27 protein-coding genes are annotated in these 25,714 nt (G+C 56.8%); 22 read left to right on the top strand and 5 right to left on the bottom strand.

All coding sequences use genetic code 11. The annotated features are described in order from the left end of the window. Positions 1-18 precede the first annotated feature (18 nt). The 11 genes from NAT49_RS03830 to NAT49_RS03780 all read left to right on the top strand — a co-directional run bounded on the left by NAT49_RS03830 (position 19) and on the right by NAT49_RS03780 (position 12,269). Positions 19-495, top strand: coding sequence for a chemotaxis protein CheW (locus NAT49_RS03830; RefSeq protein WP_251590474.1), 477 nt, complete (start codon positions 19-21; stop codon positions 493-495). Positions 496-634: 139 nt separating this feature from the next. Continuing rightward, a complete protein-coding gene (locus NAT49_RS03825) occupies positions 635-2,434 on the top strand; it encodes a methyl-accepting chemotaxis protein (protein ID WP_251590472.1) in 1,800 nt (599 codons plus the stop codon). A gap of 66 nt (positions 2,435-2,500) precedes the next feature. Continuing rightward, the gene (locus NAT49_RS03820) at positions 2,501-3,313 is read left to right on the top strand and encodes a CheR family methyltransferase (RefSeq protein WP_251591935.1); all 813 of its coding nucleotides are present in this window, start codon (positions 2,501-2,503) and stop codon (positions 3,311-3,313) included. A gap of 5 nt (positions 3,314-3,318) precedes the next feature. Further along, positions 3,319-4,005, top strand: a complete 687-nt coding sequence (gene cheD / locus NAT49_RS03815) for a chemoreceptor glutamine deamidase CheD (RefSeq protein ID WP_251590471.1) — start codon at positions 3,319-3,321, stop codon at positions 4,003-4,005. Positions 4,006-4,055: 50 nt separating this feature from the next. After that, entirely contained in the window at positions 4,056-5,072 is a 1,017-nt protein-coding gene (locus tag NAT49_RS03810; RefSeq protein WP_379860107.1) for a protein-glutamate methylesterase/protein-glutamine glutaminase, read from the top strand. Between the two features lie 42 nt (positions 5,073-5,114). Next, positions 5,115-5,504, top strand: a complete 390-nt coding sequence (cheY, locus tag NAT49_RS03805; RefSeq protein ID WP_251590467.1) for a chemotaxis response regulator CheY — start codon at positions 5,115-5,117, stop codon at positions 5,502-5,504. 28 nt (positions 5,505-5,532) lie between these two features. Beyond that, on the top strand, positions 5,533-6,189 hold the full coding sequence (gene cheZ / locus NAT49_RS03800) for a protein phosphatase CheZ (RefSeq protein ID WP_251590465.1): 657 nt from the start codon (positions 5,533-5,535) through the stop codon (positions 6,187-6,189). Between the two features lie 147 nt (positions 6,190-6,336). Further along, positions 6,337-7,488, top strand: a complete 1,152-nt coding sequence (flhB, locus tag NAT49_RS03795) for a flagellar biosynthesis protein FlhB (protein ID WP_251590463.1) — start codon at positions 6,337-6,339, stop codon at positions 7,486-7,488. Beyond that, complete coding sequence (flhA, locus tag NAT49_RS03790) at positions 7,485-9,590, top strand: flagellar biosynthesis protein FlhA (protein WP_251590461.1); 2,106 nt, start codon at positions 7,485-7,487, stop codon at positions 9,588-9,590. Before flhB ends, flhA begins: the two co-directional genes overlap by 4 nt. Continuing rightward, positions 9,587-11,809: a flagellar biosynthesis GTPase FlhF gene (flhF, locus tag NAT49_RS03785; RefSeq protein ID WP_251590459.1), complete on the top strand. Its 2,223-nt coding sequence runs from the start codon at positions 9,587-9,589 to the stop codon at positions 11,807-11,809. Before flhA ends, flhF begins: the two co-directional genes overlap by 4 nt. Positions 11,810-11,813: 4 nt before the next feature. Next, the gene (locus NAT49_RS03780; protein WP_251590451.1) at positions 11,814-12,269 is read left to right on the top strand and encodes a flagellar protein FlhE; all 456 of its coding nucleotides are present in this window, start codon (positions 11,814-11,816) and stop codon (positions 12,267-12,269) included. Positions 12,270-12,287: 18 nt separating this feature from the next. Here NAT49_RS03780 and NAT49_RS03775 read toward each other — a convergent pair whose 3' ends face one another. The 3 genes from NAT49_RS03775 to flgA form a co-directional block, all read right to left on the bottom strand. Next, positions 12,288-12,782, bottom strand: coding sequence for a flagella synthesis protein FlgN (locus NAT49_RS03775; RefSeq protein WP_251590449.1), 495 nt, complete (start codon positions 12,780-12,782; stop codon positions 12,288-12,290). A 3-nt stretch (positions 12,783-12,785) separates the two neighbouring features. Next, the gene (gene flgM / locus NAT49_RS03770; protein ID WP_251590447.1) at positions 12,786-13,061 is read right to left on the bottom strand and encodes a flagellar biosynthesis anti-sigma factor FlgM; all 276 of its coding nucleotides are present in this window, start codon (positions 13,059-13,061) and stop codon (positions 12,786-12,788) included. A 156-nt stretch (positions 13,062-13,217) separates the two neighbouring features. Next, complete coding sequence (gene flgA, locus NAT49_RS03765; RefSeq protein ID WP_251590438.1) at positions 13,218-13,979, bottom strand: flagellar basal body P-ring formation chaperone FlgA; 762 nt, start codon at positions 13,977-13,979, stop codon at positions 13,218-13,220. Positions 13,980-14,148: 169 nt separating this feature from the next. Between flgA and flgB the strand changes: the two genes are divergently transcribed. The 11 genes from flgB (at position 14,149) to flgL (ending at position 24,511) form a co-directional block, all read left to right on the top strand. Further along, positions 14,149-14,571 carry a flagellar basal body rod protein FlgB gene (gene flgB, locus NAT49_RS03760; RefSeq protein ID WP_251590429.1) on the top strand — a complete coding sequence of 141 codons (423 nt, stop codon included), beginning with the start codon at positions 14,149-14,151 and terminating at the stop codon, positions 14,569-14,571. 3 nt (positions 14,572-14,574) lie between these two features. Continuing rightward, positions 14,575-14,979 carry a flagellar basal body rod protein FlgC gene (gene flgC, locus NAT49_RS03755; RefSeq protein ID WP_251590422.1) on the top strand — a complete coding sequence of 135 codons (405 nt, stop codon included), beginning with the start codon at positions 14,575-14,577 and terminating at the stop codon, positions 14,977-14,979. A gap of 12 nt (positions 14,980-14,991) precedes the next feature. Continuing rightward, complete coding sequence (locus NAT49_RS03750; RefSeq protein WP_251590420.1) at positions 14,992-15,678, top strand: flagellar hook assembly protein FlgD; 687 nt, start codon at positions 14,992-14,994, stop codon at positions 15,676-15,678. A 74-nt stretch (positions 15,679-15,752) separates the two neighbouring features. Further along, the gene (flgE, locus tag NAT49_RS03745) at positions 15,753-17,000 is read left to right on the top strand and encodes a flagellar hook protein FlgE (protein ID WP_251590418.1); all 1,248 of its coding nucleotides are present in this window, start codon (positions 15,753-15,755) and stop codon (positions 16,998-17,000) included. A 22-nt stretch (positions 17,001-17,022) separates the two neighbouring features. Beyond that, entirely contained in the window at positions 17,023-17,811 is a 789-nt protein-coding gene (locus tag NAT49_RS03740; RefSeq protein ID WP_251590411.1) for a flagellar basal body rod protein FlgF, read from the top strand. Positions 17,812-17,824: 13 nt separating this feature from the next. Further along, positions 17,825-18,607: a flagellar basal-body rod protein FlgG gene (gene flgG / locus NAT49_RS03735; RefSeq protein WP_251590409.1), complete on the top strand. Its 783-nt coding sequence runs from the start codon at positions 17,825-17,827 to the stop codon at positions 18,605-18,607. Positions 18,608-18,625: 18 nt separating this feature from the next. Continuing rightward, complete coding sequence (locus NAT49_RS03730) at positions 18,626-19,321, top strand: flagellar basal body L-ring protein FlgH (RefSeq protein ID WP_251590407.1); 696 nt, start codon at positions 18,626-18,628, stop codon at positions 19,319-19,321. A gap of 15 nt (positions 19,322-19,336) precedes the next feature. Beyond that, on the top strand, positions 19,337-20,452 hold the full coding sequence (locus NAT49_RS03725) for a flagellar basal body P-ring protein FlgI (protein ID WP_374708780.1): 1,116 nt from the start codon (positions 19,337-19,339) through the stop codon (positions 20,450-20,452). A gap of 8 nt (positions 20,453-20,460) precedes the next feature. Next, complete coding sequence (gene flgJ / locus NAT49_RS03720) at positions 20,461-21,534, top strand: flagellar assembly peptidoglycan hydrolase FlgJ (RefSeq protein WP_251590404.1); 1,074 nt, start codon at positions 20,461-20,463, stop codon at positions 21,532-21,534. 95 nt (positions 21,535-21,629) lie between these two features. Continuing rightward, a complete protein-coding gene (gene flgK / locus NAT49_RS03715; protein ID WP_251590398.1) occupies positions 21,630-23,288 on the top strand; it encodes a flagellar hook-associated protein FlgK in 1,659 nt (552 codons plus the stop codon). Positions 23,289-23,293: 5 nt separating this feature from the next. Then, positions 23,294-24,511, top strand: coding sequence for a flagellar hook-associated protein FlgL (gene flgL / locus NAT49_RS03710; RefSeq protein WP_251590397.1), 1,218 nt, complete (start codon positions 23,294-23,296; stop codon positions 24,509-24,511). A gap of 133 nt (positions 24,512-24,644) precedes the next feature. On the opposite strand, the gene fliR is transcribed toward flgL, so the two are convergent. Together fliR and fliQ are read right to left on the bottom strand one after the other, a co-directional pair. Next, positions 24,645-25,433, bottom strand: a complete 789-nt coding sequence (fliR, locus tag NAT49_RS03705) for a flagellar biosynthetic protein FliR (RefSeq protein WP_251590396.1) — start codon at positions 25,431-25,433, stop codon at positions 24,645-24,647. 4 nt (positions 25,434-25,437) lie between these two features. Further along, positions 25,438-25,710, bottom strand: coding sequence for a flagellar biosynthesis protein FliQ (fliQ, locus tag NAT49_RS03700; RefSeq protein WP_251590395.1), 273 nt, complete (start codon positions 25,708-25,710; stop codon positions 25,438-25,440). Between the last annotated feature and the right edge of the window lie 4 nt (positions 25,711-25,714).

The raw sequence follows: 25,714 nt of genomic DNA, 5'->3' as shown, positions 1-25,714 counted from the left end.
AATACCATGGAAAATCACATGACGGATCAGCAGCACGACGTGGAAGGCAACGAGTTTCTTATCTTCCGAATCGGTGAGGAAGAGTACGGCATCGACATCCTGAAAGTGCAGGAGATCCGAGGGTATGACGGCGTGACACGCATTGCCAATGCCCCCGAGTTCATCAAGGGCGTCACTAACCTGCGCGGTGTCATCGTTCCGATCCTTGATCTGCGCATCAAGTTTGCGGTCGGTGAAGCTCAGTACAATCAGCAGACCGTTGTGATCGTGCTCAATATCGGACATCGCGTTGTGGGCGTTGTGGTCGATGGTGTCTCGGATGTACTGACGCTTTCGCCCGAGCAGATCAAGGATTCTCCTGATTTCGGCACGGCGCTTTCCTCGGAATTCATCATGGGCCTTGGCAGCATCGAAGACCGTATGCTGATCCTGATGGATATCGAAAAAATGATGAGCAGTACCGAAATGGCGCTGGTTGATGAAGTTGCAGCGTGACCAAGCACTGAACTTTTAATCCAAACTTTATTTAGAGCCACCGCTTGCGGTGGCTTTTTTTGTTGCTAATAAAGAAAAAAAACCGTGCGCCGTTAATTTTTTTGACGATTCAAATCTAATTTAGAAAGGCGCACATGACATGTCGACTCACGTTACCGGCAGAGAATACCCACTCGATACCGAAGATTACCTGATCTCCAAAACCGATTTGAAAGGCTACATTACCTTTGCCAATCCGGCGTTTATCAAGGTCAGTGGGTACAGCCGAGAAGAATTGATTGGCTCACCGCACAATCTGGTACGTCACCCGGATATGCCCCCGGTCGCGTTCGGTAACTTGTGGAAAACCGTCAAGGCAGGAAGAACCTGGCGGGGCTATGTCAAAAACCGATGCAAGAATGGGGATCATTACTGGGTCGATGCCACTGTCTCGCCCATCAGGGTTGAGGGCAAGGTGGTTGGGTATGCCTCGGTCCGCGTCAAGATCAGTGATTCGGACAAGCAGCTTGCCACCAAGACCTATGCGGCACTGAACGCAGGACAGGGCAAGCGCGTTTATCTGAAAGACGGTCAGATCAAGACGCGAGGTCCTGCTCGCTGGATCGCTCTGTTTACAAAGCCTTCGATTGCCATGCGACTTGGTGGCGTCTGTACGGCGGCCGGCGCCGGCATGATCGCCTCCGGTGCAATCGCCTACCAAAGCCTGGGTGCCCTTGATCAAGTGAAGGCCCTCGTTGGTCAGTCCGATGTCCTGCGCCAAAGTCCTGAACTGGCTGCCCAAATCAATGCGCTTGCCTCGCAGGGCATGTGGCCGGGGCTCCTATGTGCGTTGGGGGCTGCAGGTCTATCGGCTTGGCTTGCCTGGCGTTTGTATCAAAAGATCGTAAAGCCGCTCCATGAGGCTCTGGCGCTTTCCGAGCAGATCGGGCTGGGTAATTTGACCAGCGACATCACTGTTAACAGCAGTGACGAGGTCGGTCAGCTTCAGCAGTCGCTTAGCCGCATGCGCAAGGGGTTGGTCAGCATATTGAACGATGTTCAGGCCAACAGCGCTCTAATGGCGCCGGCGTCTCAGGAAATAACGACCGCAAGTCAGCATTTCTCCTCTCGCACGGAAGCGCAGGCCGCCTCACTGGAGCAGACGTCGGCAGGTATGGAAGAGCTGATGTCGACGGTACAGCAAAACAGTGGTAACGCAGGGCATGCCAAGACGCTCTCAGAGTCGTCGAGCAAGCTGGTGGATCAGGGGGGCAAGGAAGTCAGCGATGTCGTTCGAACCATGCAGGCCATCAACGAAAGCTCCCAGAAGATCGCCGACATCATCGGCATCATCGATTCGATCGCATTTCAGACCAATCTTCTTGCCTTGAACGCGTCCGTCGAAGCGGCGCGAGCCGGCGAACAGGGCCGCGGGTTTGCCGTGGTGGCCAATGAAGTGCGAAACCTTGCAAGTCGAAGTGCCAGTGCGTCAAAAGACATTCGCGCGCTGATCGATACCTCCTCTGATCGGGTCAAGGTGGGTACGGATATGGTCGAAAAAGCCGGCAAGACCATGGGTGAGATCACCGAGTCGATTAGACAGGTCAACCAGCTGATTACTGATATTTCTCAAGCCTCTCGAGAACAGAGTGACGGGCTCGAGCAGATGCGCCAGGCGGTGGTCTCGATCGACCAGGCCACTCAGCAGAATGCGGCCATGGCGGAAGAAACGGTAGCGGCGTCTTCGTCGATGTCCGAGCAGGTGGATGAACTCAATTACGCAATGTCCATTTTTCATATCAAAGGTTTGCAATCCTCGCCGATAACAAAACAAAGCAGCAAAAGTAATGCAGGTGCAGCGAAGGCGGTGACCAAGACCTCAGCGCCGTCACCCAAACAGTCGGGGCGCCCCGCCAAGGGCATGCATCCAAAAGAAGACCACAGCTGGGAAGCGTTCTGATCCCCGGGGCCGGTCGATGGTGGAGGAGATCCAACCGTGCAAGCCGTTAAAGAGACTCGTGACTTGATGCTGACCGATGGGGATTTCGATCGCATCAGAAAGCTCATTTATGAAAGGGCCGGTATCGCATTGGCCGATCACAAGCGTGAAATGGTCTATAGCCGTCTCGCAAAGCGGCTGAGAGGGCTTGGACTGCAGCGCTTCAGTGATTATTTGTCGCATCTGGAAAGTGATGAGGATTCTGCGGAGTGGGAGCAGTTCGTTAACTCGCTGACCACAAACCTGACTTCCTTCTTTCGCGAAATGCATCATTTTCCGCTGCTGTCTGAGCACGCGCTCAAGAAAAAGTCTCAAGGTCAGTTCAAGGTCTGGTGCAGTGCAGCCTCGACCGGCGAGGAGCCCTATTCGATCGCGATTACGCTTCGAGATGCACTGGGCATGAATGCCTCGGCGAGCCTGATTGCTACCGACATTGATACCAGTGCCCTTGCCAAGGCGCGTGCGGGCGTTTACTCGGATAATCAGGTCAGCAAGATCAGTCAGGAGCAGTTGAGAAAGTACTTTCAAAAGGGCAAGGGCGCTCGCGCAGGTATGGTGCGTGCGCAGGACAACCTGCGCAGCCTGATCCAGTTCGAACAGCTCAATCTGCTGGCGCCTCGTTGGGAGCTTGATGGCCCCTTCGATGTGATCTTTTGCCGTAACGTCATGATCTATTTCGATAAGCCCACCCAAGCCAAGATTCTTGAGCGCTTTGCGACGTACCTGAAACCCGATGGCCTTTTGTTTGCGGGGCATTCTGAAAACTTCAGCTACATCACCAAGGCGTTCAGGCTGCGGGGGCATACCGTATATGAACTGGCTCAGAAAGGGCGGGGTTGATTTCGATGACACGAACCAGCCATCACAGGGACAAGGCGGCAGCTGATATCGAAAGCCTTGCCACGCATCACTACTTCGATCGTGAGTTCAGCGTGAAGGCCGTCAAGCTGCTGCCTAACGAGTACTACGTAAGCGATGACGACATGCTCTTGACCACCGTACTGGGGTCATGCATTGCAGCCTGCATCCGCGACCCGGTATTAGGGGTGGGGGGCATGAATCACTTCATGCTGCCGGATGACAGCGGTCCATCGGTTCAGACGGGGTCGGCCTCGATGCGCTATGGCGCCTACGCGATGGAGGTTTTGATCAATGCGCTTCTGAGCGCCGGCGCCAAGCGCGAGCGCCTGGAGGCCAAGGTGTTCGGCGGCGCGACGGTTCTGAGTGACATGAGTGTTTCCCGAATCGGTGAGCGCAACTCGGAATTCATTTTGAGGTACCTGGAGCTCGAGCGCATTCGTGTGGTGGCGCAAGACCTCAAGGACAAGTTTCCGCGGCGGGTCAATTATCTGCCTCGAAGCGGGCAGGCCATGGTTCGGCGTCTTAAATCCAGGGATGCACAGATCGAGAGCCGCGAGAAATCGCTTGCGAAAACATTGGCCTCCTCTGGCAAGAAGAAAGCGCCTTCGATCGAGCTGTTTGACAATATAAACCAGGTGAAAAGTAAAAAACTGGGGGGAGTGCAATCTTGAACAAGATAAAAGTTTTGTGTGTCGATGACTCTGCACTCATTCGCAGTCTGATGTCTGAAATCATAAATAGTCAGCCAGACATGGAAATGGTCACCACCGCACCGGATCCATTGATTGCCCGTGAACTCATCAAGAAACACAACCCCGATGTGTTGACACTTGATGTCGAGATGCCTCGCATGGATGGGCTCGACTTCCTCGAAAAGCTGATGCGTTTAAGGCCGATGCCAGTGGTGATGGTATCGTCGCTGACAGCCCGAGGGTCGGAAGTTACCATGCGCGCGCTGGAGCTTGGAGCCGTTGATTTCGTGACCAAGCCAGAGCTTGGCATTCGAAACGGCATGCTCGAATACACAACGCTCATTTCCGACAAGATCCGCGCGGCGTCCAAGGCGAGGCTGAAGCGCCTCACGCCACAGCACAAGCAAAATACCGCGCCACCGACCTCGGTCAAGACGCCGTTTTTGTCCAGTGAGAAGCTGTTCATCGTTGGGTCGTCGACCGGCGGTACCGAGGCCATTCGCGAATTTCTGATGCCGTTGCCTTCTGATAGCCCGGCTGTCGTGATTACGCAGCACATGCCCGGTGGCTTCACTCGTTCGTTTGCCGAGCGCATGGATTCTCTGTGCGCCATCACCGTCAAGGAAGCCGAGCACGGCGAACGTGTTCTTCCTGGCCATGCTTATATCGCTCCCGGCGGTGATGCGCATCTGAAACTCGCGCGCAGCGGGGCAAACTACGTGATCGAGCTTGAATACAGCGAGCCGGTTAACCGTCATCGCCCCTCGGTCGATGTTTTATTTGATTCTGCGGCTAAAAATGCGGGCAAAAATGCCGTTGGTATCATCCTGACGGGGATGGGAAAAGACGGCGCTGCCGGCCTTTTGAACATGAAAAATGCCGGGGCGCGGACTCTGGCCCAGGATGAAGCGACCTGCGTGGTCTTTGGTATGCCACGCGAGGCGATCGCTCTTGGAGCCGCCGATGAAATTGTACCCATAACCTCGATGAGCGAACGGGCGATGGCCTGTCTCAATGGGAGCAATCGGCAGGGGTTACGCGTTTAAAGCGCGATGAATCTGGAAACACTAGCTAATTAGGATGCCAAAATGAGCGATAAAAACATCAAAATCCTGGTTGTGGACGACTTCCCGACAATGCGTCGAATTGTCCGTAACCTTTTGAAGGAACTTGGCTATACCAACGTTGAAGAAGCTGAAGATGGCGCACAGGGGCTTGAAAAGCTGAAGTCTGGCGAATTCGAGTTCGTGGTCTCCGACTGGAATATGCCAAACCTCGACGGTCTCGAGATGCTCAAAAGCATTCGAGCGGATGATTCACTGTCCCACCTGCCGGTCCTGATGGTTACGGCCGAGGCGAAGAAGGAAAACATCATTGCGGCGGCTCAGGCGGGTGCTAATGGCTATGTCGTCAAACCTTTCACTGCTGCGACGCTCGAGGAGAAACTGAACAAGATCTTCGAGAAGCTCGGCAAGTAACCACCATAGCTGAAAGGGGGATGGGGTGATGACTGACACTCAGCGTAGCGCCTCAAGTGATGATGATGTGATTTCGCAGATCGGGCGACTGACGCGCGTCTTGCATGAAAGTATGCGCGATCTGGGCCTTGACCGCGAAGTCGAGAAAGCGGCTCAGGCGATTCCCGATGCACGCGATCGACTGAACTATATCGCGACCATGACCGAGCAGGCGGCTGAGCGGTCACTCAATGCCATCGATGTGGCTCAGCCGCTTCAGGACAAGGTCGAGGAAGTCGCACTTGAGCTCGATGAGCGATGGGCCAAGTGGTTCGAATCGCCCCTTGAACTCGACGATGCCAAGGAGCTGGTACAGGATACACGAGCGTATCTTAAATGGGTGCCGGATCAGACCAAGGCAACCAACGCCCAGCTCATGGACATCATGATGGCTCAGGATTTCCAGGATCTGACCGGGCAGGTGATCAAGCGGATGGTCGATGTGATCCGCGAGATCGAACAACAGCTCGTTCAAGTGCTCTTGAACAACATCCCCGAAGAAACTCGGGTCAAGCTTAGCTCTGAAAACGAGGAAAAGACCAAGAACTCGTTGCTCAACGGTCCTCAGGTCAATCCACAGGAAAAATCCGATGTGGTGGCCGACCAGTCTCAGGTCGACGACCTGCTCGACAGCCTCGGCTTTTAACCTTCTGGCGCCTTGCGCCACACGTTGCCTTCCTTGTCGCGAATCGAGAAATAACCTCTCGATTCGCGCGCTATTTTATCTATCGTGCTGACAAAGACCCGCGACAATACATTCACGACCAAAGCGGTACGTGAATGAGGCGCGTAAATGTCAGACGACAGCGATCAGGAAAAGACAGAAGACCCCACGCCGAGGCGCCTTGAAAAGGCGCGCGAGGACGGTCAGGTCGCGCGCTCGCGTGAGCTTTCGACCTTCATGATGCTTTTGGCCGGTGTGGCGAGCTTCTGGATCATGTCCGGCTATCTCGGGGATTATATGACCGATGTCATGAGCATCGGCTTTGATTTCGGCCGTGAAGAAGCTTTCGATACGTCTCGTCTATTCATTCATATCGCCATGGTGCTGGAGGCTGCGGTGCTTGGTGTGGCGCCCTTGATGGTGGTGCTGACCATCATGGCGATAATCGCGCCGGCACTGCTTGGCGGGTGGTTGTTTGCAACAAAATCACTGACACCCGACCTTAAAAAACTCGACCCTATCAAGGGGATCAAGCGCATCTTCTCGACCCAGGCGCTGATCGAGCTCACCAAGGGTATTGCCAAGGCGCTTTTGATCGGCGTGACCGCCGCCGGGTTCATTTACCTGTTTCTGGGTGAACTGCTCGGGCTTGCCAATGAGTCGACCCGTCAGGGAATTTCTCACTCACTCACGCTGATACTTCTGTGCTGCACCGTAATCGTTGCCGGTTTCGTGGTGGTGGTAGGGATCGATGTGCCGTACCAGATCTGGTCGCACAATAAAAAGCTTCGCATGAGCCTTGATGAAATCAAGAAAGAACACAAGGAATCCGAGGGCGACCCGCAGATCAAGGCGCGCATTCGTCAACAGCAACAGGCGATGGCGCGAAACCGCATGATGAGCAAAGTGCCGGAGGCCGATGTGATCGTGACCAACCCGACGCATTTTGCAGTGGCGCTCAAATACACCGACGACATGGGCGCGCCCAGAGTGATTGCCAAGGGCACCGATCACATCGCGCAGAAGATCAAGGCGCTCGGTAACGAACATCATGTGCCTCAACTCGAGGCGCCGCCGCTTGCCCGTGCGCTTCATGCGCACGTGGATCTCGATCAGGAAATCCCGGGGCCGCTTTATTCAGCGGTCGCCGAGGTCCTGGCGTGGGTCTATCAGCTGAAACGGTATCACCAGGAGGGTGGCGATCACCCCGATACACCGACCGAACTTCCTGTTCCCGCCGAGATGGATATTTCTCCGGCCACTGTGAGTACTGACCGATGAACAACGTCTTCAATACGTTCTTGAGCCGCACGGGCCTGCAGAATTCCTCTCAGCTCAAGTTCCTGGCTGGGCCGGTTCTGATCATCATGATCTTGTCGATGATGATTCTGCCCCTGCCGCCTTTCATCCTGGATCTGCTGTTCACGTTCAACATCGCGCTGGCGATCATGGTACTTCTGGTCAGCATGTTCACCACCAAACCGCTTGAGTTCGCGGCGTTTCCGGCGGTTCTGCTGTTTTCGACGCTCTTGCGATTGTCTCTGAACGTGGCCTCGACGCGGGTGGTTCTGATGAACGGCCACGAGGGCGGCGACGCGGCTGGTGAAGTCATTCAGGCCTTCGGTGAGTTCCTGATCGGTGGCAACTTCGCGGTCGGTCTGGTCGTCTTCGTGATTCTGGTCGTGATCAATTTCATGGTTATCACCAAGGGGGCGGGGCGAATCGCGGAAGTCGGCGCGCGCTTCACGCTCGATGCCATGCCGGGCAAGCAGATGGCCATCGATGCTGATCTAAATGCCGGTCTGATCGATGAAGAAACGGCCAAGGCCCGACGCTCCGAGATTTCTCAGGAATCCGATTTCTTCGGATCCATGGACGGTGCGAGCAAGTTTGTTCGCGGTGACGCCGTGGCCGGCATTCTGATCATGGTTATCAACATCATTGGTGGACTGGTCGTGGGGGTTGCCCAGCACGGGCTTGACATGAGCACGGCTGCACGGACCTATACGCTATTGACTATCGGTGATGGTCTGGTGGCCCAGATCCCCGCACTGGTCATTTCAACCGCCGCCGGTGTTACGGTTTCACGGGTCAATACCGAGCAGGATGTGGGCCAGCAGCTCATCGGCCAGCTGTTTGCAAATCCGCGCGTCATGTTTCTGGCAGCAGGCGTTATGGGGTTACTTGGGCTCGTTCCCGGCATGCCGAATCTGGTGTTTCTGCTGTTCACAGCGCTGCTCGGTGGGATTGGCTGGTGGCTCACGCAGCAGGAAAAAACCGCCAAGGCCAGCGAGGCGATCAAAGAGCGCAAGGCTCAAAGTGCGGCCTCGGCCGGAATCGATGCCAATGAAGCCAGTTGGGATGACGTTCAAATGGTTGATCCGCTCGGGCTTGAGGTCGGTCATCGGCTGATCTCGCTGGTGGACTCCCAGCAGGACGGTGAGCTGCTCAAACGCATCAAGAGTGTGCGCAAGAAGTACGCCCAGGAAATCGGATTTCTGCCGCCGGTGGTGCACATTCGTGACAACCTCAAGTTTCAGCCGCAGGCCTATCAGATCACCATGAAGGGGGTCGAGATCGGTCGCGGAGAATCCTATCCGGGGCAGTGGCTTGCCATCAATCCCGGCGAAGCAACCGGCCAGCTCGAAGGTCGCAAGACCACTGACCCTGCCTTTGGCCTGCCGGCCACCTGGATCAACGAGGGGCAACGCGATCAGGCGCAAATGCTTGGCTATACGGTGGTGGATGCCAGTACCGTCATCGCCACCCATTTGAATCATCTGATGAGCGAGCATGCGAGCGAGATGCTGGGGCGTCAGGAAGTCCAGAAACTGGTCGACCGGCTCAAGCAGGAAGATGCATCGCTGGTCGAGGACGTGATTCCCAAGTCCATCACCGTCAGCACCTTCCAGCGCATTCTTCAAATGCTTCTGGATGAAAACGTCCCGATTCGCGATCTTCGAACCATCATGGACACGCTTGCAGAGCATACGGCGCATACCAAGGATCCGGGCGAGCTGGTGGCCGCAATCCGTGTCGCGCTTGGGCGTGCAATCACTCAGCACTACTTTGAAAGCGATAACCCGATTCGAGTCATCGGGCTTGATGGTCAGCTTGAACAAATGATGACCCAGGCCCTTGGCAATAATGGCGGGCTCGAGCCGGGCCTTGCCGACACGCTGATCACTCAGGTAACCGACGCCGTCAACCGCTTCGAGGCGCAGGGGCTACCCCCGGTTCTGGTGGTTCAGCACAACCTGAGATCGCTCATGTCACGTTTCTTGCGCCGCCAGGTCAAGCAGCTCATCGTGCTGTCTCAGGCGGAAATTCCCGATGACCGTACCGTGCGTATCGAGATCATGATTGGAGGCCGCGCTCAATGAACACACGCCAGTTCTTTGCACCGACCCATCGAGAGGCCATGAAACGGCTGAGGGCGGAGCTTGGTAATGAAGCCATGATTCTTTCCAGTCGCAATATCGATGGCGGGGTCGAAGTGGTGGCGCTGCTCGATTATGACGACATCGATACGGTCTCCAAGCCAAAGACCGTGGCCGCAGACGTTCCGCCATCATTGCCCGCGCCGACACTGGAGACCGGCGCATCGGACAGTACCCAGACGATGATGGCGTCGCTGCTCAGTGAGATGCAGTCGATGAAAGCCGTGTTGTCCAGCGCAGAGCCTTCGGCACGCTCAGGGCGCACTGCCAAGGCCGTCATTTCACCAGAAGACACGTTCGTTCGTGCCGGTATCCAGCACGGCTTGAGCGAAACGCTGTGTCGAACGCTTTGGCAGCAGACCGCCAATCAAGCCTTCGAGAGTGTCGATGCACGCCTCGAGGATGGGCTGTCACAGCTTCTGTCGGTCAGCGAGCACGATGAATGGCTGACGCGAGGAGGCATCTTCGCCCTGGTCGGCCCGACCGGGGTTGGCAAGACCACGACGGTCGCCAAGCTTGCTGCACGGTTTTCGATGCGAGGCAGCAAGGAAAGTATCGCGTTGATCACAACCGACACGCACCGTGTGGGAGGTCGCGAGCAGCTTCTGACCTACGGCAAGCTGTTCGGGGTCGAGGCGTACGCCGCCCGCTCTCGTGAAGAACTCGCCGAGATGGTAGGGCGTCTTTCGAACAAGCGGCTCATCCTGATCGACACCGTGGGCGTGGGTCAGCGCGATGAGCGTGTCAGCGAACAGCTTGCCATGCTGCCGTTGAACGATCAGCGCCTCCGGCCGGTGCTGGTCCTTGATAGCACGCGCCATGGCGACACGCTCGACGACGTGGCTCAGGTCTATCACAAGGCCATCACCGAACTGCCGGGCGGGCGCGTGGCGGACTGTATACTTTCAAAGACTGACGAGGCTCTCCACATCAGCAGCGCCATCGATGTCGCCGCTCGCCATCATTTGAATGTGCTGTGTCTGACCAATGGCCAGAACATCACCGAGCATTTGATCTGGCAGCGCGCTCAGGGGCTTGCAAAGCTTGTGATGACGCCGCGGCCGGAAACCGCGTTCAGCATGCCAAGTGAACTCTTTCAGGCCCAGGTGGGTGCAACCGAGGTGTCGGTGCCTGACCAATGGGCGGGGCAGGTACTAAGAGAAGGGCGCCGACTCAATGCCTGCGTGCATTATCTGCGCGATGAGGTCGGCGGGTTTCGAACTCTTGAGCGCCTTTGGGGCTCGAGGGATGGCGCACAGGCATTGACCGACCCGGGACAGCAGATCGGTGCGCTCAAGCACTCGGAGGCGGGTTTTGGCCGGCTTGATGTGTTCTGGCAGAAAAAGGCCAATGGCAGTGCAAAACCTGCCCTGTTGTTCTCTGAATTCGATGCGCTGCCTGTGGCGACCTTTCTTCCCGTCAAGGGGCTCCCGGTGTCCATGATTGGCCGAGCGGTCTGGCTGTCGGAACAGGTGCCCGAGGCAGCACTTCGACATCACTTTACCCAGTTGCCGGATCACACCACCCGTGAGGCCCTGGCCCAGTTCGGAGTCAGCTGGCGTGCCATGGTGCGCGGCAACATGAAAATCGAACACGGCGGTGAGCGCATGACCATGGCAGCACTTGCCAATGAAATGCTGTTCGACGATGCCGGTATGGTGCTGCACAAGGATCGGGAGCTTCGCCTTCAGCTCGGGTGGCTTGACGCCGCGGTGGAGGAAGGCGGCGTGGATCAGTCGGTACGTTTTGTGGCCGCGCGGCTGGTCGACCCGGTAACCCAGGAGCGGGTCACCAGTCGCTACGGCCTTGATCAGGGGCTTCTTGACCAACGCAATTATCTGGAAGACATGGCGCTTTGGATCTCGCGTACGTTAACCGTTGAAGCGCATGGGCCACTGTCGCGCCGTGCCGAAAACGAACTGGCGAGCGAGGCCTTTGCAAGTGATGCGTTAGTGCGCGCCTTTGCAGCATCGCAAGCCTCCATGGTGGCCTGGCGGTTGAAGCATGACCGCAGTGATAACGGGCGCATCATGCGTGATCAAGTACTGAAAATGACTCGAACCGGTCGCCAGCCCAGCGCCAACGCCATGCTCAAGGCAACCCTCAAGCTTTGTGCGATGGTTAATGCGCTGGGGCAGTGCGCTCTGGCTGAGGCGGGATAATACCGTGGCGCGTACTCAGTGCCTGTGGCGATTGGGCATGCTGGCGGGGGCCATGTTCTGCTGCAGTGCAAGTGCAAGTGCAAGTGCAAGTGCAAGTGCAGGCTCCGGCGCATGGGTAGCTCAAAGCTCTGGGCTTAACGTGACCCAGTCGCAGTGGCATTTTTTCAGCGAGGCGTTGGCGTCTGGCCCGAGTCATGTGCCCGGTGATGCCATAGTGACTTCTGTTCACTGGCGGTTTCATGCGCGCCCATCAACGACGGCGCTCAAGGCGGAGTTGTGCAGTGCCAGTCGGGTGCGTTGTGAGCGGCTTACACAAGAGGCGGGCAAGACCAAAGCGTTCGAAGGGGAGCGTGCCGCACAGGCGTTCCAACTTCGCTTTTCGATGCCTGGCAATGGGCGTTTGAGACGTGACGTACACATCGATGACATTCAGGTCATCGTGAATTATCGGCGGCGATGACCTGAGCGTTTGCAGGAATCAGGCTTTGCTGTAAAGATTTGAACCTCCTCGAGCATGCGATTGGCCATTGGCGCCATAAAGTGACATGCCGGCCGCCTCATGCAGTACACGCAGTGCGCGCTGGTTGTGATCGGCGCGTATCTGCAACTTGAGGCCATTGAGTCGATTGATCTGTTCTGCCTTTGCGACCTGCTTCAGAAAATCCTGCCACTGCCGGTTCAGCCCGCACGCACTCATGAAGCGGGCAATACTCTGACGGCTCGTATTACCGACATGCTCTCCCACCAGTGCCAAACGAGCGGCACTAAGGCGCTCCAGGCGCTCGGAGAGGGCGGATTTGCGCTCCACGACCTGGTTGAACGTGTCTACATCGACCGAGTCGGTGTTCTGGAGCAGGGCCTGCTCTCGTTCAAGCAGCTCAATGAAGGCGTGAAGTGCCTTGTATTCGCCAACCAGGGTGTCCAATACCTTTTGGCGAAGCGTGGCATCAGGTGCAAATACAGTCGCGGTCATGGCTTATTTTTCCGATAAGAGCTCTTGGGCGCTAGAGATCAGGCCATCAGCGATTTTCGAGGCATCGACCTCGAAGCGGCCGTCACGAATAGCTTCCTTGATGGCATCGACTCGAGCGGTATCGATGTCATGTGAGGTGTCTGCTGCACTTGAAGGCTGCCACCGTGCAGAAGACTCCGGTGCGCCGGTTTTTGCAACTTCCGGCTCGGCGGCCTTGCGAACGTTGGCTTTCGCGTCGGCAGCTTGAGTGTTTGCGGTGTAGTTCGTAGTGATTTTCACGTTGGTTAGCCTCTATTCGGTAATGTTTAAAAGTCGTTGTGACTGTGCTGTAGGCATTATCGACGTGAATAGGGGGCACTTTATTGGTTTGAGGTGTATTTTCGTATCAAAGTGTTACAAATTTAAGGCGTTGCGTAGTTCAAGTATGAGGCCGCCTCAGAAACGAACGACCGCGCGCTGCGGTGCCGTCGCCTGTCCTCGAATGATCGTTCCACGTTCCGTTTTGATACGTACTGAATCGCCCTTGCCTGCCGAGTTCAGGGCAATCCCAGAGCTGGTCAGATAGAACCCCTTGCCTTGTGCGATAACGCTGATCTCATCGCCTCGAGCGATGAGGTCCGGTGATTTCACCATGTTCTCGAGAATCGGAAGCCTGGAACCGATACGACGCGTCGTAATCTGGCCGACAAGCGCTGAGCGTGTAGTTACCAGCTGTTTCGACAGTGCAGTTAGATCGCCTCGACGCGCGATCAAATCGCTTGTTCGAATCACATGGCCGGTATCGAGCGGCGCCTTTGCAACGTAATAGTTCCCTTCCAAACGAATACGCGCCTGAAAGTAGCGGGTGACCGGCTGGTTATCCGGACAGCGTAGCCCGACCGTAATCGTACTTCTAAGCCGCCCCCCCGCATTGGGCATGAACGGTTGGGGGTTGTGACACGCTCCGAGTGTGCCATGGGGCATTAGAACGTCCACGTGCAGAGTTTGGTCGGGCGTCACTGGCGTGCGCTGCTCGATAAAGCGGGCAAGCGTTGTCTTCAGCACGTCGGTTTCGGTGTCTTCGCGCGGTTGATCTGACCGGCCCGTATTGGCGTAGGTGCTCATGCACATGAGCAAGGCCACGAGTGCAAGAAGCACAGGCACAACGGTGCGCTTTGCGCCGAGCGATTCAAACCTGGTTATCAGAGTTGTCTTCATGCCGGTATACCCATCTTGGCAGATGGAGGCATTCTAGGAAGGTTTCAAAGTGTAACATGACGTGAAATGACGTACTAAATATTGCCTTTTTTAAGCATTGGTGTAACCGAAGTCCTGTAGCTTACGTCTGGAAAACCAAACTTTCGCATTACTCGATGGGTAAATCGCGATGATCGATAAGCTGAATCAGTCGCTGAATTACTTCCAGCAAGCGCTCAATCTGCGCGCCGAACGTCAGGAAGTTCTATCGGCCAACATTGCCAACGCAGACACCCCCGGTTACAAGGCCCGCGATTTCGATTTCAAGGACGCGCTCAATCAGGCCGTGTCCCATAAGGGTGCTGGAGGCTCGGGTGGGCTCGAGATGGCTCGCACCGCGCAGGGGCATATCGCCGGCCAAGGGGATGCCTTCTCTGCCACGTCTTCGCTCAAGTATCGGATACCCGCACAGCCAAGCCTGGATGGGAATACGGTTGATATGGATATGGAGCGCGTGAACTTTGCGGAAAACTCGGTTCATTACCAATCCGACCTTCAGATACTTTCGAACAAGATCAAGGGGCTGAAATCAGCCATGCAACCGGAGCGATAACCGATGAGCATGTTTAACGTTTTTAACATCGCGGGGTCGGCACTGACAGCGCAGTCGCAGCGAATGAACGTCACCGCCAGTAACCTTGCCAACGCCGACAGCGTCGCAGGCCCGGACGGCGAGCCGTACCGAGCCAAGCACGTGAAGTTTCAGCTCGACGCAGCGCCTGGCCAAGCCACTGGCGGCGTTCGTGTGTCGGAGGTCATCGAGGATGATTCCCCGTTTCGCATGATGTTCGACCCCAAGAATCCGATGGCCGACGACCAGGGCTATGTCCGCATGCCCAACGTCGACCCGTCAGCAGAGATGGTCAATATGATTTCGGCGTCGAAGTCCTATCAGGCCAACGTGGAAGTTCTCAACACCAACAAATCCCTCATGTTGAAAACGCTCACCATGGGTGAGTAACGGAGCGTCGCCATGGCCATCAGCAATTCTGTAATGAGTTCGATCAATGGGGCGCCAAGCGTCAACCCGGCAGCAGGCGGGGCGATGTCTTCGGCCTCAAGTGCCCAAGAGATGACCGATCAGTTTTTAACGCTCTTGATCACGCAGATGCAGAACCAGGATCCGCTCAATCCGATGGAAAACTCGGAAATGACCTCACAGATCGCCCAGATCAACACGGTCAGCGGCATCCAGGATCTCAATACCACCCTGAGCGCTATCACCGGTCAGATCAGCAAGACCCAGCAGCTGCAAGCCTCAGCGCTTGCAGGCAAGGGCGTGATGGTCGAGGGCAATGACATCAAGGTGGGCAAGGAGGGCGTGATCACGCCGTTCGGTGTGGCGCTAGATAAGCCCGCAAGCGATGTGACCGTCACCATCAAGGACAACGTGGGCAATGTGGTTCGAACCTACGATATGGGCGCAATCAGTGCCGGTACTCAGTCCTTCTATTGGGATGGGAAAAAGGATGATGGCACCCAGGCCGCCTCCGGTGAGAACTACCGCGTGTCCATCGCTGCAGAAAACAGCGAAGGCCAGCTTCCGGCCAAGACCTTGAATTACGCCTACGTGCAGGGCGTCAACACGATCGGGGACGACACCCGGTTGGATATCGGCACCAAGGCCATCGCGCTTGGTGATGTCTATCAGATTCTTTAAACCGCGTGACGTGACCCCGGTGCCTTCTGGCCCGGTCATCGAAACACCGTCAACGAAACACTGAGGAACGCATCATGTCATTTTCTCAAGGGGTAAGCGGGATCAATGCCGCCAGCAGCAACCTGGACGTCATTGGTAACAACATCGCCAACTCGGCGACCGTCGGCTACAAATCAAGCCGGGCGGAATTTGCCGACATCTATGCCGGCGCCAAGGGGCTTGGTACGAAGGTTGCCGCCATTACCCAGAGCTTCAGCTCCGGCTCGATCGAAACTACTGATCGCGACCTCGACCTCGCGATCAACGGCGACGGCTTCTTCCGTTTCAACGACGGCGCTCAGACCACTTATTCGCGCAACGGCCAGCTTACCCTGACCAAGGATGGCTTTCTGGCCAACGCCACCGGGGCGCGCCTGACCGGCTACCAGGCTCAGGGCAACGGCGTCGTACTGACTGCCGAGAACGCGGCCGCTGCCAAGCAGGCGCTTGGCGGCCAGCCGGCCGCGCTTGAAGTGCCGACCGATAACATGCCATCCAAGGCGACCGAAGCCGGTGGCGTAGTCATGAACCTGGATTCAAATTCTGTGGCTTCTACACCGGATACCACAGTAGCTGGCGCCAATGGCATTAATCCAGGAAATGACGCGTCGTACAATTTCACTACGACGATGACGGCTTACGATTCTTTGGGCAACACACAGCCTATCAACCTGTATTTTTCCAAGAACTCAGCCAATCCCAATGAGTGGACTGTCACAGCCTTCAATGATGACAATGTCGTGGGTACTAATAACGCCGTTCAATTCGACTCCAACGGTCAGTTAAATCCCGCCGGCCAGAACTTGAATGTCGCTTTCACGCCTGCGGGCGGTGGTGCCGCGATGAATTTTGATGTCAGCTTTGATGGCACCACTCAGTTCGGTGATGATTTCGCAGTCAACGATATCAGTCAGGACGGCTACACCTCCGGCGCGCTGACCGGTATTTCCATCGATGACGACGGCTCGCTGATCGCCAGCTACTCCAACGACCAGACCAAGCTGCTTGGTCAGGTGGCGCTTGCCAACTTCCGTAACACCCAAGGGCTTCAGCCGGTCGGTGACAACGGCTGGGTCGAGACCTCCGACTCCGGTCAGCCGCTGCTTGGCAAGGCGGGCACCGGTCAGCTGGGTGGCCTGGTGGCCGGCGCGGTGGAAAATTCCAACGTCGACCTGTCTTCGCAGCTGGTCAACATGATCGTTGCCCAGCGTAACTATCAGGCCAATGCCCAGACCATCAAGACTCAGGATCAGGTGCTTCAGACCCTGGTCACTCTGCGCTAATCGTTGATTCGGGAGTAAGACAATGGATCGGATGATTTACACCGCGCTGTCTGGCGCACAGCAATCGCTCGAGCGTCAGAGTGTGGTCACCAACAATCTGGCCAATGTCTCGACGACCGGGTTCAAGGCGCAGCTTTCGGCCTTCCGCGCCGTCCCCATTCAGGGGGACGGCCTAGCGACCCGAGCGGTCGTGGCCGACACCACGCCGGGTTTCGATGCAAGCCCCGGCATGATCAATGAAACGGGTCGGTCACTTGACGTCGCGATCGACGGTGACGGCTGGCTGGCCGTTGATGATGGCGGCGGCAGTGAAGCCTATACCCGCGACGGCCGGCTTCGCATGGACTCGACCGGCCTTCTGATGGCCGATGGCAAGCCGGTACTGGGTGAGGGGGGACCGATCGTTTTGCCGTTGAACGCCAAGGTATCGGTGGCCTCGGATGGCACCATTTCGGCACTGGGTCTTGGGGATCAGCCCAACACATTGGCTGAAGTAGGGCGTTTGAAGCTGGTTAATCCGGGCAATGATTCCATGCAAAGAGGCGATGATGGTCTCTATCGCGCCAAGGCAGGCGTTGCCGACAACAACGGTAATAACGTCAACGATGGTGAAGACGACGCGCCGGCACGGCTGCCGCGTAACGACGCGGTGCGGCTTGTGTCCGGGGCACTCGAAGGCAGCAACGTCAGCGCCACCGAGGCCATGGTATCGATGATCGACAACGCGCGCCGGTTCGAGATGAACATGAAGATGATTCAAACCGCCGATGACAACGAACAGCGCGCCAATCAGCTGCTCTCGCTGACTTGAACGAGGTAATGGCATGATTCGCTCTCTCTGGATTGCAAAGACCGGGCTCGACGCCCAGCAAACCAAACTCGATGTGGTCTCGAACAACCTGGCCAACGTCAGCACCACTGGCTTCAAGGCGTCTCGGGTGGCGTTCGAGGACCTGCTTTATCAAAACGCGCGTCAGCCTGGCGCCATGTCATCGGTTCAGACCAACCTGCCGAGCGGGCTTCAGGTCGGTACCGGTGTTCAGGAAGTGGCGACCGAGCGCCTGCATACTCAGGGCAATCTCGAGGAAACCGGCAACGCCAAGGACATGGCCATCAATGGCGATGGCTTCTTTTCTGTACAAATGCCCGATGGCACCACGGCCTATACGCGCGATGGCTCCTTCCAGCTTGACCAGAACGGCCAGCTGGTAACGTCCAGTGGCTTCCCGGTCCAGCCGGCGATCGTCATTCCGCCAAACGCGCTGTCGATTTCTGTAAGTCAGGACGGGATTGTCTCCGTCACTCAACCAGGCGATGGTCAAAGCAACCAGGTTGGCCAGCTGCAGCTGTCCACATTCGTCAATAACGCGGGCCTTCAGAGCATGGGGAACAACCTGTACGCTGAAACCACCGCCTCTGGTGCACCGAACGACAATATTCCCGGCAATAACGGCGCGGGTCTGATCAACCAGAAATATCTGGAGACCTCGAACGTCAATGTGGTCGAGGAAATGGTCAACATGATCGCGACCCAGCGTGCCTATGAGATCAACTCCAAGGCCGTCTCCACCTCCGATCAGATGCTTCAGCGTCTGACTCAGCTTTAATAAGACGGGGAGTCGAACATGACGGCCACACGGCGGTTTCGAGGCGCATCGGTCAAGACCCTGAGCGCCGTCGCACTGATGATCGGGCTGTCTGCCTGCGCGTATGTGCCCAGACAGAACATCGTTCAGGGACCGACGACCTCACCGCCGCAGCCTGCGCCGGTGCCGGTGGCCAACGGCTCGATCTATCAGGCCAATTACGTGCGGCCGCTGTTTGAAGATCGGCGTCCGCGTGGGGTGGGCGACATCCTGACGATCGAACTCAACGAAGACGTCAGCGCCACCAAGAGCTCGGCCGCCAACGCAAGCCGAAGTGGCTCAGCGACGCTTGGCATCACGGCAGTGCCCCGTATAACCGGTGGGCTTGTCACCGCCGATCAGAACACGGACATGAGTGGCGGCAGCGATTTCGAAGGCTCCGGTGGGGCGAGTGCAGCCAACTCGTTTGTGGGTGTGATCACCGTGACCGTCATGGATGTGTTGCCCAACGGCAATTTGAAGGTGGCCGGTGAAAAGCAGATCGGCATCAATCAGGGCGCCGAATACATTCGCTTTTCCGGAGTGGTCAACCCGGCCTTTATTTCGACCGCCAACACCGTGGAATCGACCCAGGTCGCCGATGCGCGTCTTGAGTACTACGGCGATGGCTACATCGACGAAGCGCAGCGCATGGGCTGGTTGCAGCGTTTCTTCCTGAACATATCGCCTTTCTAAGCCAGGTACAGCGCCATGATATCAAAGATAAAATTCGCTTTCGTATCGCTAATGGTCGCTGCCATACCCTTGGTAGCACCCACGGTTCACGCTGCACCGCTCAAGGAGATCGCGACCATCGCAGGCGTTCGCGACAACCCGGTCGTGGGGTATGGGCTGGTGGTTGGGCTTGATAATTCAGGCGACCAGACCACTCAGGCCCCGTTTACCGGCCAATCGCTTCGTAACATGATGTCGCAGCTCGGTATTACCGTACCAAGCGGGACCAACATGCAGCTCAAGAACGTGGCCGCCGTCATGGTGACCGCGGAGCTTCCGCCGTTTGCAAGCCCGGGCCAGAAAATGGACATCGTGGTGTCGTCGGTTGGTAACGCCAAAAGCCTTCGTGGCGGTACGCTGCTCATGACGCCGCTGAAAGGCGCCGATGGTCAGGTTTACGCACTGGCGCAAGGCAATGTGCTGATCGGTGGCGCGGGCGCCTCCGCCGCGGGCTCAAGCGTCACGGTCAACCAGCTGGCGGCAGGGCGTGTGGTCGATGGCGCGACCATCGAGCGCAGCGTGCCACTCGATCTTGGCAGCAACGGTCGCATCACCATGGAGCTCAAGCAGGCTGATTTCAGTACCGCCCTCGATGCGATGAACGCGATCAACCGTAATTTTGGGCGCCCCGTTGCCCGAGCGCTCAATTCACGCACCATCGAGCTCAATTCGCCGGTCGAAAAATCCGCCCAGGTGGCGTTTATCGCTCAGGTCCAAAACATCAATGTTTCTCAGGGCGCGCCGTCGCCCAAGGTGGTCATCAATCAGCGTACCGGTTCGGTGGTCATGAACGGCACGGTCACGCTTAGCCAGGCGGCGGTTGCGCACGGCAATCTCTCGGTGGTGATCGACAACAACCCGATCGTTGCCCAGCCCAACGCGTTTGCAGGTGGCGATACGGCGGTCGTGCCCAACGCCGATGTCACACTTCAGGAAGAAGACGGCGCGCTTCAGGTCATCAATGCAAGCGCCCAGCTTTCCGAAGTCGTGAACGCGCTCAATGCACTCGGGGCGACACCGACCGATCTCATGTCGATTCTTCAGGCGCTGAAGACCTCCGGAGCGCTTCACGCTGAACTGGATGTCATTTGAGGTGATGCATGGATCTTTCTTCTCAGTTCGCACTTGATGTTCAAGGGGTTTCAAAGCTCAAGTTCTCGGCGCGTCAGAATCAGCAGGAAGGGCTCACCCAGGCCGCCCAGCAGTTCGAAGCCATGCTCCTGAACATCATGGTCAAGGGCATGCGAGACACGGTGCCGGACAGCGGCCTGCTCAGCAGTCACCAGGGCGACCTGTATCAGTCGATGATGGATCAGCAGTGGGCCCAGACCATGTCCAACGAGGGCATCGGTATTGCGGACATGCTGGTCAAGCAGCTCGGGGGTAACCCGGGGCCAGTCGCGTCTTCCGAGCCTGACGCCAAGCGGTCGATGATGGCGGGCGTACCCACCGGGGCACCGGTGGCGCTCAAGGACGAATGGCTTCGCCGCGGCAGTGTCGATGAGTCTACCAAGGCGGCAGGCGACAATGCCGACTGGTATAAGGCGCAGCTACTGGTCACTGAGCAGGCGGAAAAGCGTCTTGAGCAAACCTCTCAGACCTCAGCGATTGCGGCATCCGATCTGCCGCCCCATGTGCAGCGGTTTCTCGACAAGGTGGGGAGCGCTGCCGAACGGGCAAGCCAGGTGGTCGGTATCTCGAGCCGTTTGATTGTCGCCCAGGCGGCACTCGAAACCGGCTGGGGCAAGCACGAGATCAAGACCGCTGACGGCGGTCAAAGTCATAACCTTTTTAACATCAAGGCCACCCCTGGCTGGAAAGGGGATGCGTCAAATGTCATGACCACCGAGTACATCGATGGGCAGGCACAAAAGCTTCGAGATGGGTTCCGGGTGTATGGCTCCTATGAAGAATCATTCAATGACTATGCCCGTCTTCTAACGCAGAACAGCCGTTATGACGGCGTGGTCGAGGCGAAAAGCGATGAAGCCGCCGCCTGGCAACTTCAAAACAGTGGCTACGCGACCGATCCTCAGTACGCCACCAAGCTGATTTCAATCATGCGTCAGCTTCCAGAGCGCTTTGATGCAGGTGATCAGCTCGCTCAAGGGCCTTCGGCTGAGTCGGTCAAGTCGGCCTACGGGATCGATGACGTTCCAAGCCGCATTTTTTGAGTTAATGAAGCCCTTCGGGGCTTTATTTCTTTATTAGCCGGCCGATATCTGATGGCAACAAAGACCTTTGCGGCAGCGCATTTCGGGGAAAAGACATGGCGAATCTCATCAACATTGGTCTGTCGGGGCTGAAAGCGACACAGGCAGCGCTCAGCACGACCAGCAACAACATCAGCAATGCCGACACCGAAGGCTACAATCGGCGTGTCGCGCAGTTCGGCCAGTCGCCGGGCACCTCAACTCCGGCGGGCTATTTTGGTAACGGGGTAAACCTCGAAGGCATTTCTCGCCAGTACGAAGGCTTTTTGAGCAATCAGCTCAACAAGGCCAAGAGCGAGCAGTCGGCGTTATCGTCTGAGCTGACCGAGATGACCCAGATCGACAATGTGCTTGCCAATGAAGACTCCGGCCTTGATTCGCTGATGTCGTCGTTTTTCTCAAGCATTCAGAAGCTTGCCGATACGCCAGCCGACCCTGCCGTGCGCGAAACGGTGCTCGGCGATGCGCGCAGCATGGTGGCTCAGTTCAAGTCCGTGTCCGGCTATCTTGGTGACATGGAACAGGGCGTCGAGAGCCAGCTCAATGATGCAGTCGGCCAGATCAACAGCTACACCAGCCAGATCGCGAATCTTAACAAGCAGATCACGATTACACAGTCCAAGACCGGCAATGAGCCGAGCGATCTCATGGATCAACGTGACCTGTTCGTGTCGAAGCTCAGTGAGCTGACCTCGATCAACGTGGTCGAGCAGGATGGCAAGTACAACATCTCTGTTTCAGGCGGGCAGTCGCTTGTGCAGGGCAATGACAATTACCGTATGTCGCTTGTTGATGATTCAAGCGATCCTACTCGCAAGACGGTCGCGATCGCCAACGGCTCCGGCGGTAACTTCGAAATCAGTGAAGACCGGCTGACCGGCGGTAAAGTGGGGGGGCTATTGGCGTTTCGTAACGGCGGGCTTGAATCCGCTCAACAGCGACTGGGTCAGCTGGCGGTCAGCCTTTCCGGCAGCATTAATCAGCAGCATGTGCAGGGCCAGGATCTTGGCGGTAATGCGGGTGAGCCCGTGTTCGCGCTTGGTAGTCCGGATAGCTTTGCTCACGCCGATAATACCAGTACGGCAACGGTTTCAACCACGTTCAATGATAGCGTCGACCAACTGCGCCCAAGTAATTACACGGTTGAGTTCGAGGCTGGCACGTACACCGTGACCCGTGAAAGCGATGGAACAACGTCAAGCTTTGCCTCAGGCGGCCTGCCGACTGACAGCAACGGCGCATCCGTTATCTCGGTCGATGGGTTGGATATCGCGGTATCGGGTACGCCCGCCGACGGCGATGCGTTTCTGGTCAAACCGTTCGAGTCCGCCACGCGTGAAATGGATTTGATGATTTCTGATCCGGCCAAGCTTGCCGCCGCCGGGGCGGGTAACGGCATCGGTGACAACACCAATGCCCAGGCGATGGCCGATCTTCAAGGCGCCAAGCGCATTGGGGGGGACACCTCGTTCAGCGGTGCGTATGCTCAGTTGGTCAGTGATGTCGGAACGCGCACCGCGACTCTTAAGGTCAAAAGCGACGCACAAAACAGTGTGGTCGAGCAGGTGTCGACCGCTCAACAGTCGGTGTCCGGGGTCAATCTGGAAGAAGAGGCAGCCAATCTTCTGAAATTCCAGCAGATGTATACGGCCAACGCGAAAGTTATTTCCACTGCTCAGAACATGTTCAATGAGCTGATCGGGATCATGAGGTAATCGCCATGCGTTTAAGTTCCGCCTCCATATTTAATAACAGCCTGTCGGCACTTCTGGATCAACAGGCCAAGCGCAGCGACATCGGCATGCAGATGGCGACCGGCAGACGGGTCGTGACTGCCGCAGATGACCCGAGTGCGGCGTCGCAGGCGTTGACGACGCGTCAGGCGATGTCCACGACCGAGCAGCACGCTTCCTCGCGTACCACCGCCGAGCGCAACCTGTCGCTTGAAGAGACCGTGCTCGACAACGTCACCACCTCGATTCAATCGGCGCAGAATCTGATCGTGCAGGCCGGTAACGGGTCTCTGTCGGATGCCGATCGCAACTCGATCGCAACTCAGCTTGAGAGTGTCTATCAGCAGCTGGTAGGGCTTTCGAATTCTACCGACGGTAACGGCAACTATATCTTTGCAGGTGCGCAGTCCGGCACCAAGCCGTTCGAGGTCGATGGCACTGGCCGAGTAAGCTATCAGGGTGATAGCAACCAGCAGTCAATCAAGGTCGATGCATCACGGCAGATGAAGTCCTTCGATACCGGCGACAAGATTTTTGGGTCGGTTACGGCGAGTTCGAAGTACATCACCCAGGAAACAGCAGGCAATACGGGCACCGCATCCTTCGCGGGTCCGACCGTCAGCGATTCCAACAACGCTGAATACGGTGACAGTTTTCAGATTAATTTTACAGACGACGGCGCGGGCAATCTGTCCTACACCGTGACCAACACAACCCAGAGCACAACCAGTGCCGCTCAGCCTTATACCGAGGGCGATAGCCTGACGTTTGGCGGCTTGAAGCTTGAGCTCGACGGCACGCCGGCCGATGGCGATGGGTTCAGCGTGGCCAGGGGACGTAGTGAAGACAACAACTTCATCAATGCCATCAAGAACGCGGTCGATGCGCTCAATACCGAACAGTCCACCGGTCGGGCCAAGGCATCACTTGAAAATGCGCTGTCGGCGACAAGCCGCCAGTTGAGTAATGGCCTGGATAACGTTTTGACCGTACGTTCAACGGTCGGTTCGCGGCTCAATGAGATCGATGTTCTAAACGCAGTCGGAGATGACCGGGCGCTGGCCTATGAGGACAGACTGTCATCACTGGTCGATCTTGACTATGCCAAGGCCATCTCGGACTTTTCATTGAAGCAGGTGGCTTTGGAAGCGGCTCAGAAAACCTTTAGCCAGACCCAGCAGATGTCGCTGTTCGATCTTATTTGATCAAGTGCTTTTGCGCTCATGAAAACGCCTCGCGGCCGACACCGCGAGGCGTTTTTTTAGAGGTGACATTGCGTGATCCGAGAGCCAAGGCAGTGTTCTGAGGACGTGTAGGGTCATCTTCGATGAGGGCGTGTCAGGGCGCGCCGAGCGTTCGGGCAAGCTCCGCCATCATGTCCAGCCCCTGTTTGAAAAGTTGCTCGAAGATGCCGCCCATTTCAGGGAGCAGAAAGGTGATGAGCACCACACCGAACAATAGTGTCATGGGAAAGCCGATCGAAAAGATGGTCAGCTGAGGGGCGGCGCGGTTCAGGATGCCCATGGCCAGGTTGGTAATCAAAAGCGCGGTAATCAGTGGCAGTGCCAGTAAAAGACCCGCGCTGAACAGAAGACTTCCCCACATCGCAATGGTGTTCCAGGCGCTGGCATTCAGAGCGGTTGCCCCGATTGGCAGCAGGGTGAACGTATTGGCCAGGACTTCGAGCATGTAGAGATGGCCATTCAGGGCGAGAAAAAGCATCAATGCGATCAGATCGAAAAACCGGGCCAACACCATGGTTGATCCGCCGGAGTCGGGGGAGAAAAAGGTCGCGAATGAAAGACCCATCTGAAAGCTTATGAAGCTTGCCGCCATCTGTATGGCCGAGAACACCAGTCGAACCACGAATCCCAGTGACACGCCGATCAGGATCTGTTGCACGACCAGCCAGATGCCCGCGTAGGAAATGAAAGGCACATTTGGTAGAGGCGGTAGGCTGGGGACGATCGCAATGGTAAACAGCGCCGCAATGCCAATCTGGGGAATGCGGGGCATGCTGCTGTGGCGAAAGACCGGTGCCGCCGCGATGAAGGCCAATACGCGAATGAACGGCCACATGAAGGCCGTCAGCCAGTAATTGAGCTGGGCCGTGGTGATCTCGAGCATGGCGTCAGGTGCCGAGCAACTGCGGCAGGCTATAAAAGAGTGTCCGAGTGAAGTCGACAAGCGTTGCGATCATCCAGGAGCCTGCAACGACAAGCGTTGTGAAAACGGCAAGGATCTTTGGAATGAAGGACAGGGTCATTTCGTTGATCTGGGTTGCGGCCTGAAAAAGGCTGACGAGAAGGCCTACGATCAAGGCTACGCTCAGAAGGGGTGCTGCGAGCATCAGCATCAGTTTCATGGCTTGATAGGCCAGGCTCATTACCGTTTCGGGAGTCATGGTG

This window comes from Larsenimonas suaedae, assembly GCF_023712105.1.
GTDB classification, from domain to species: Bacteria; Pseudomonadota; Gammaproteobacteria; order Pseudomonadales; family Halomonadaceae; genus Larsenimonas; species Larsenimonas suaedae.
This window is presented reverse-complemented; position numbering and strand designations above follow the sequence as displayed.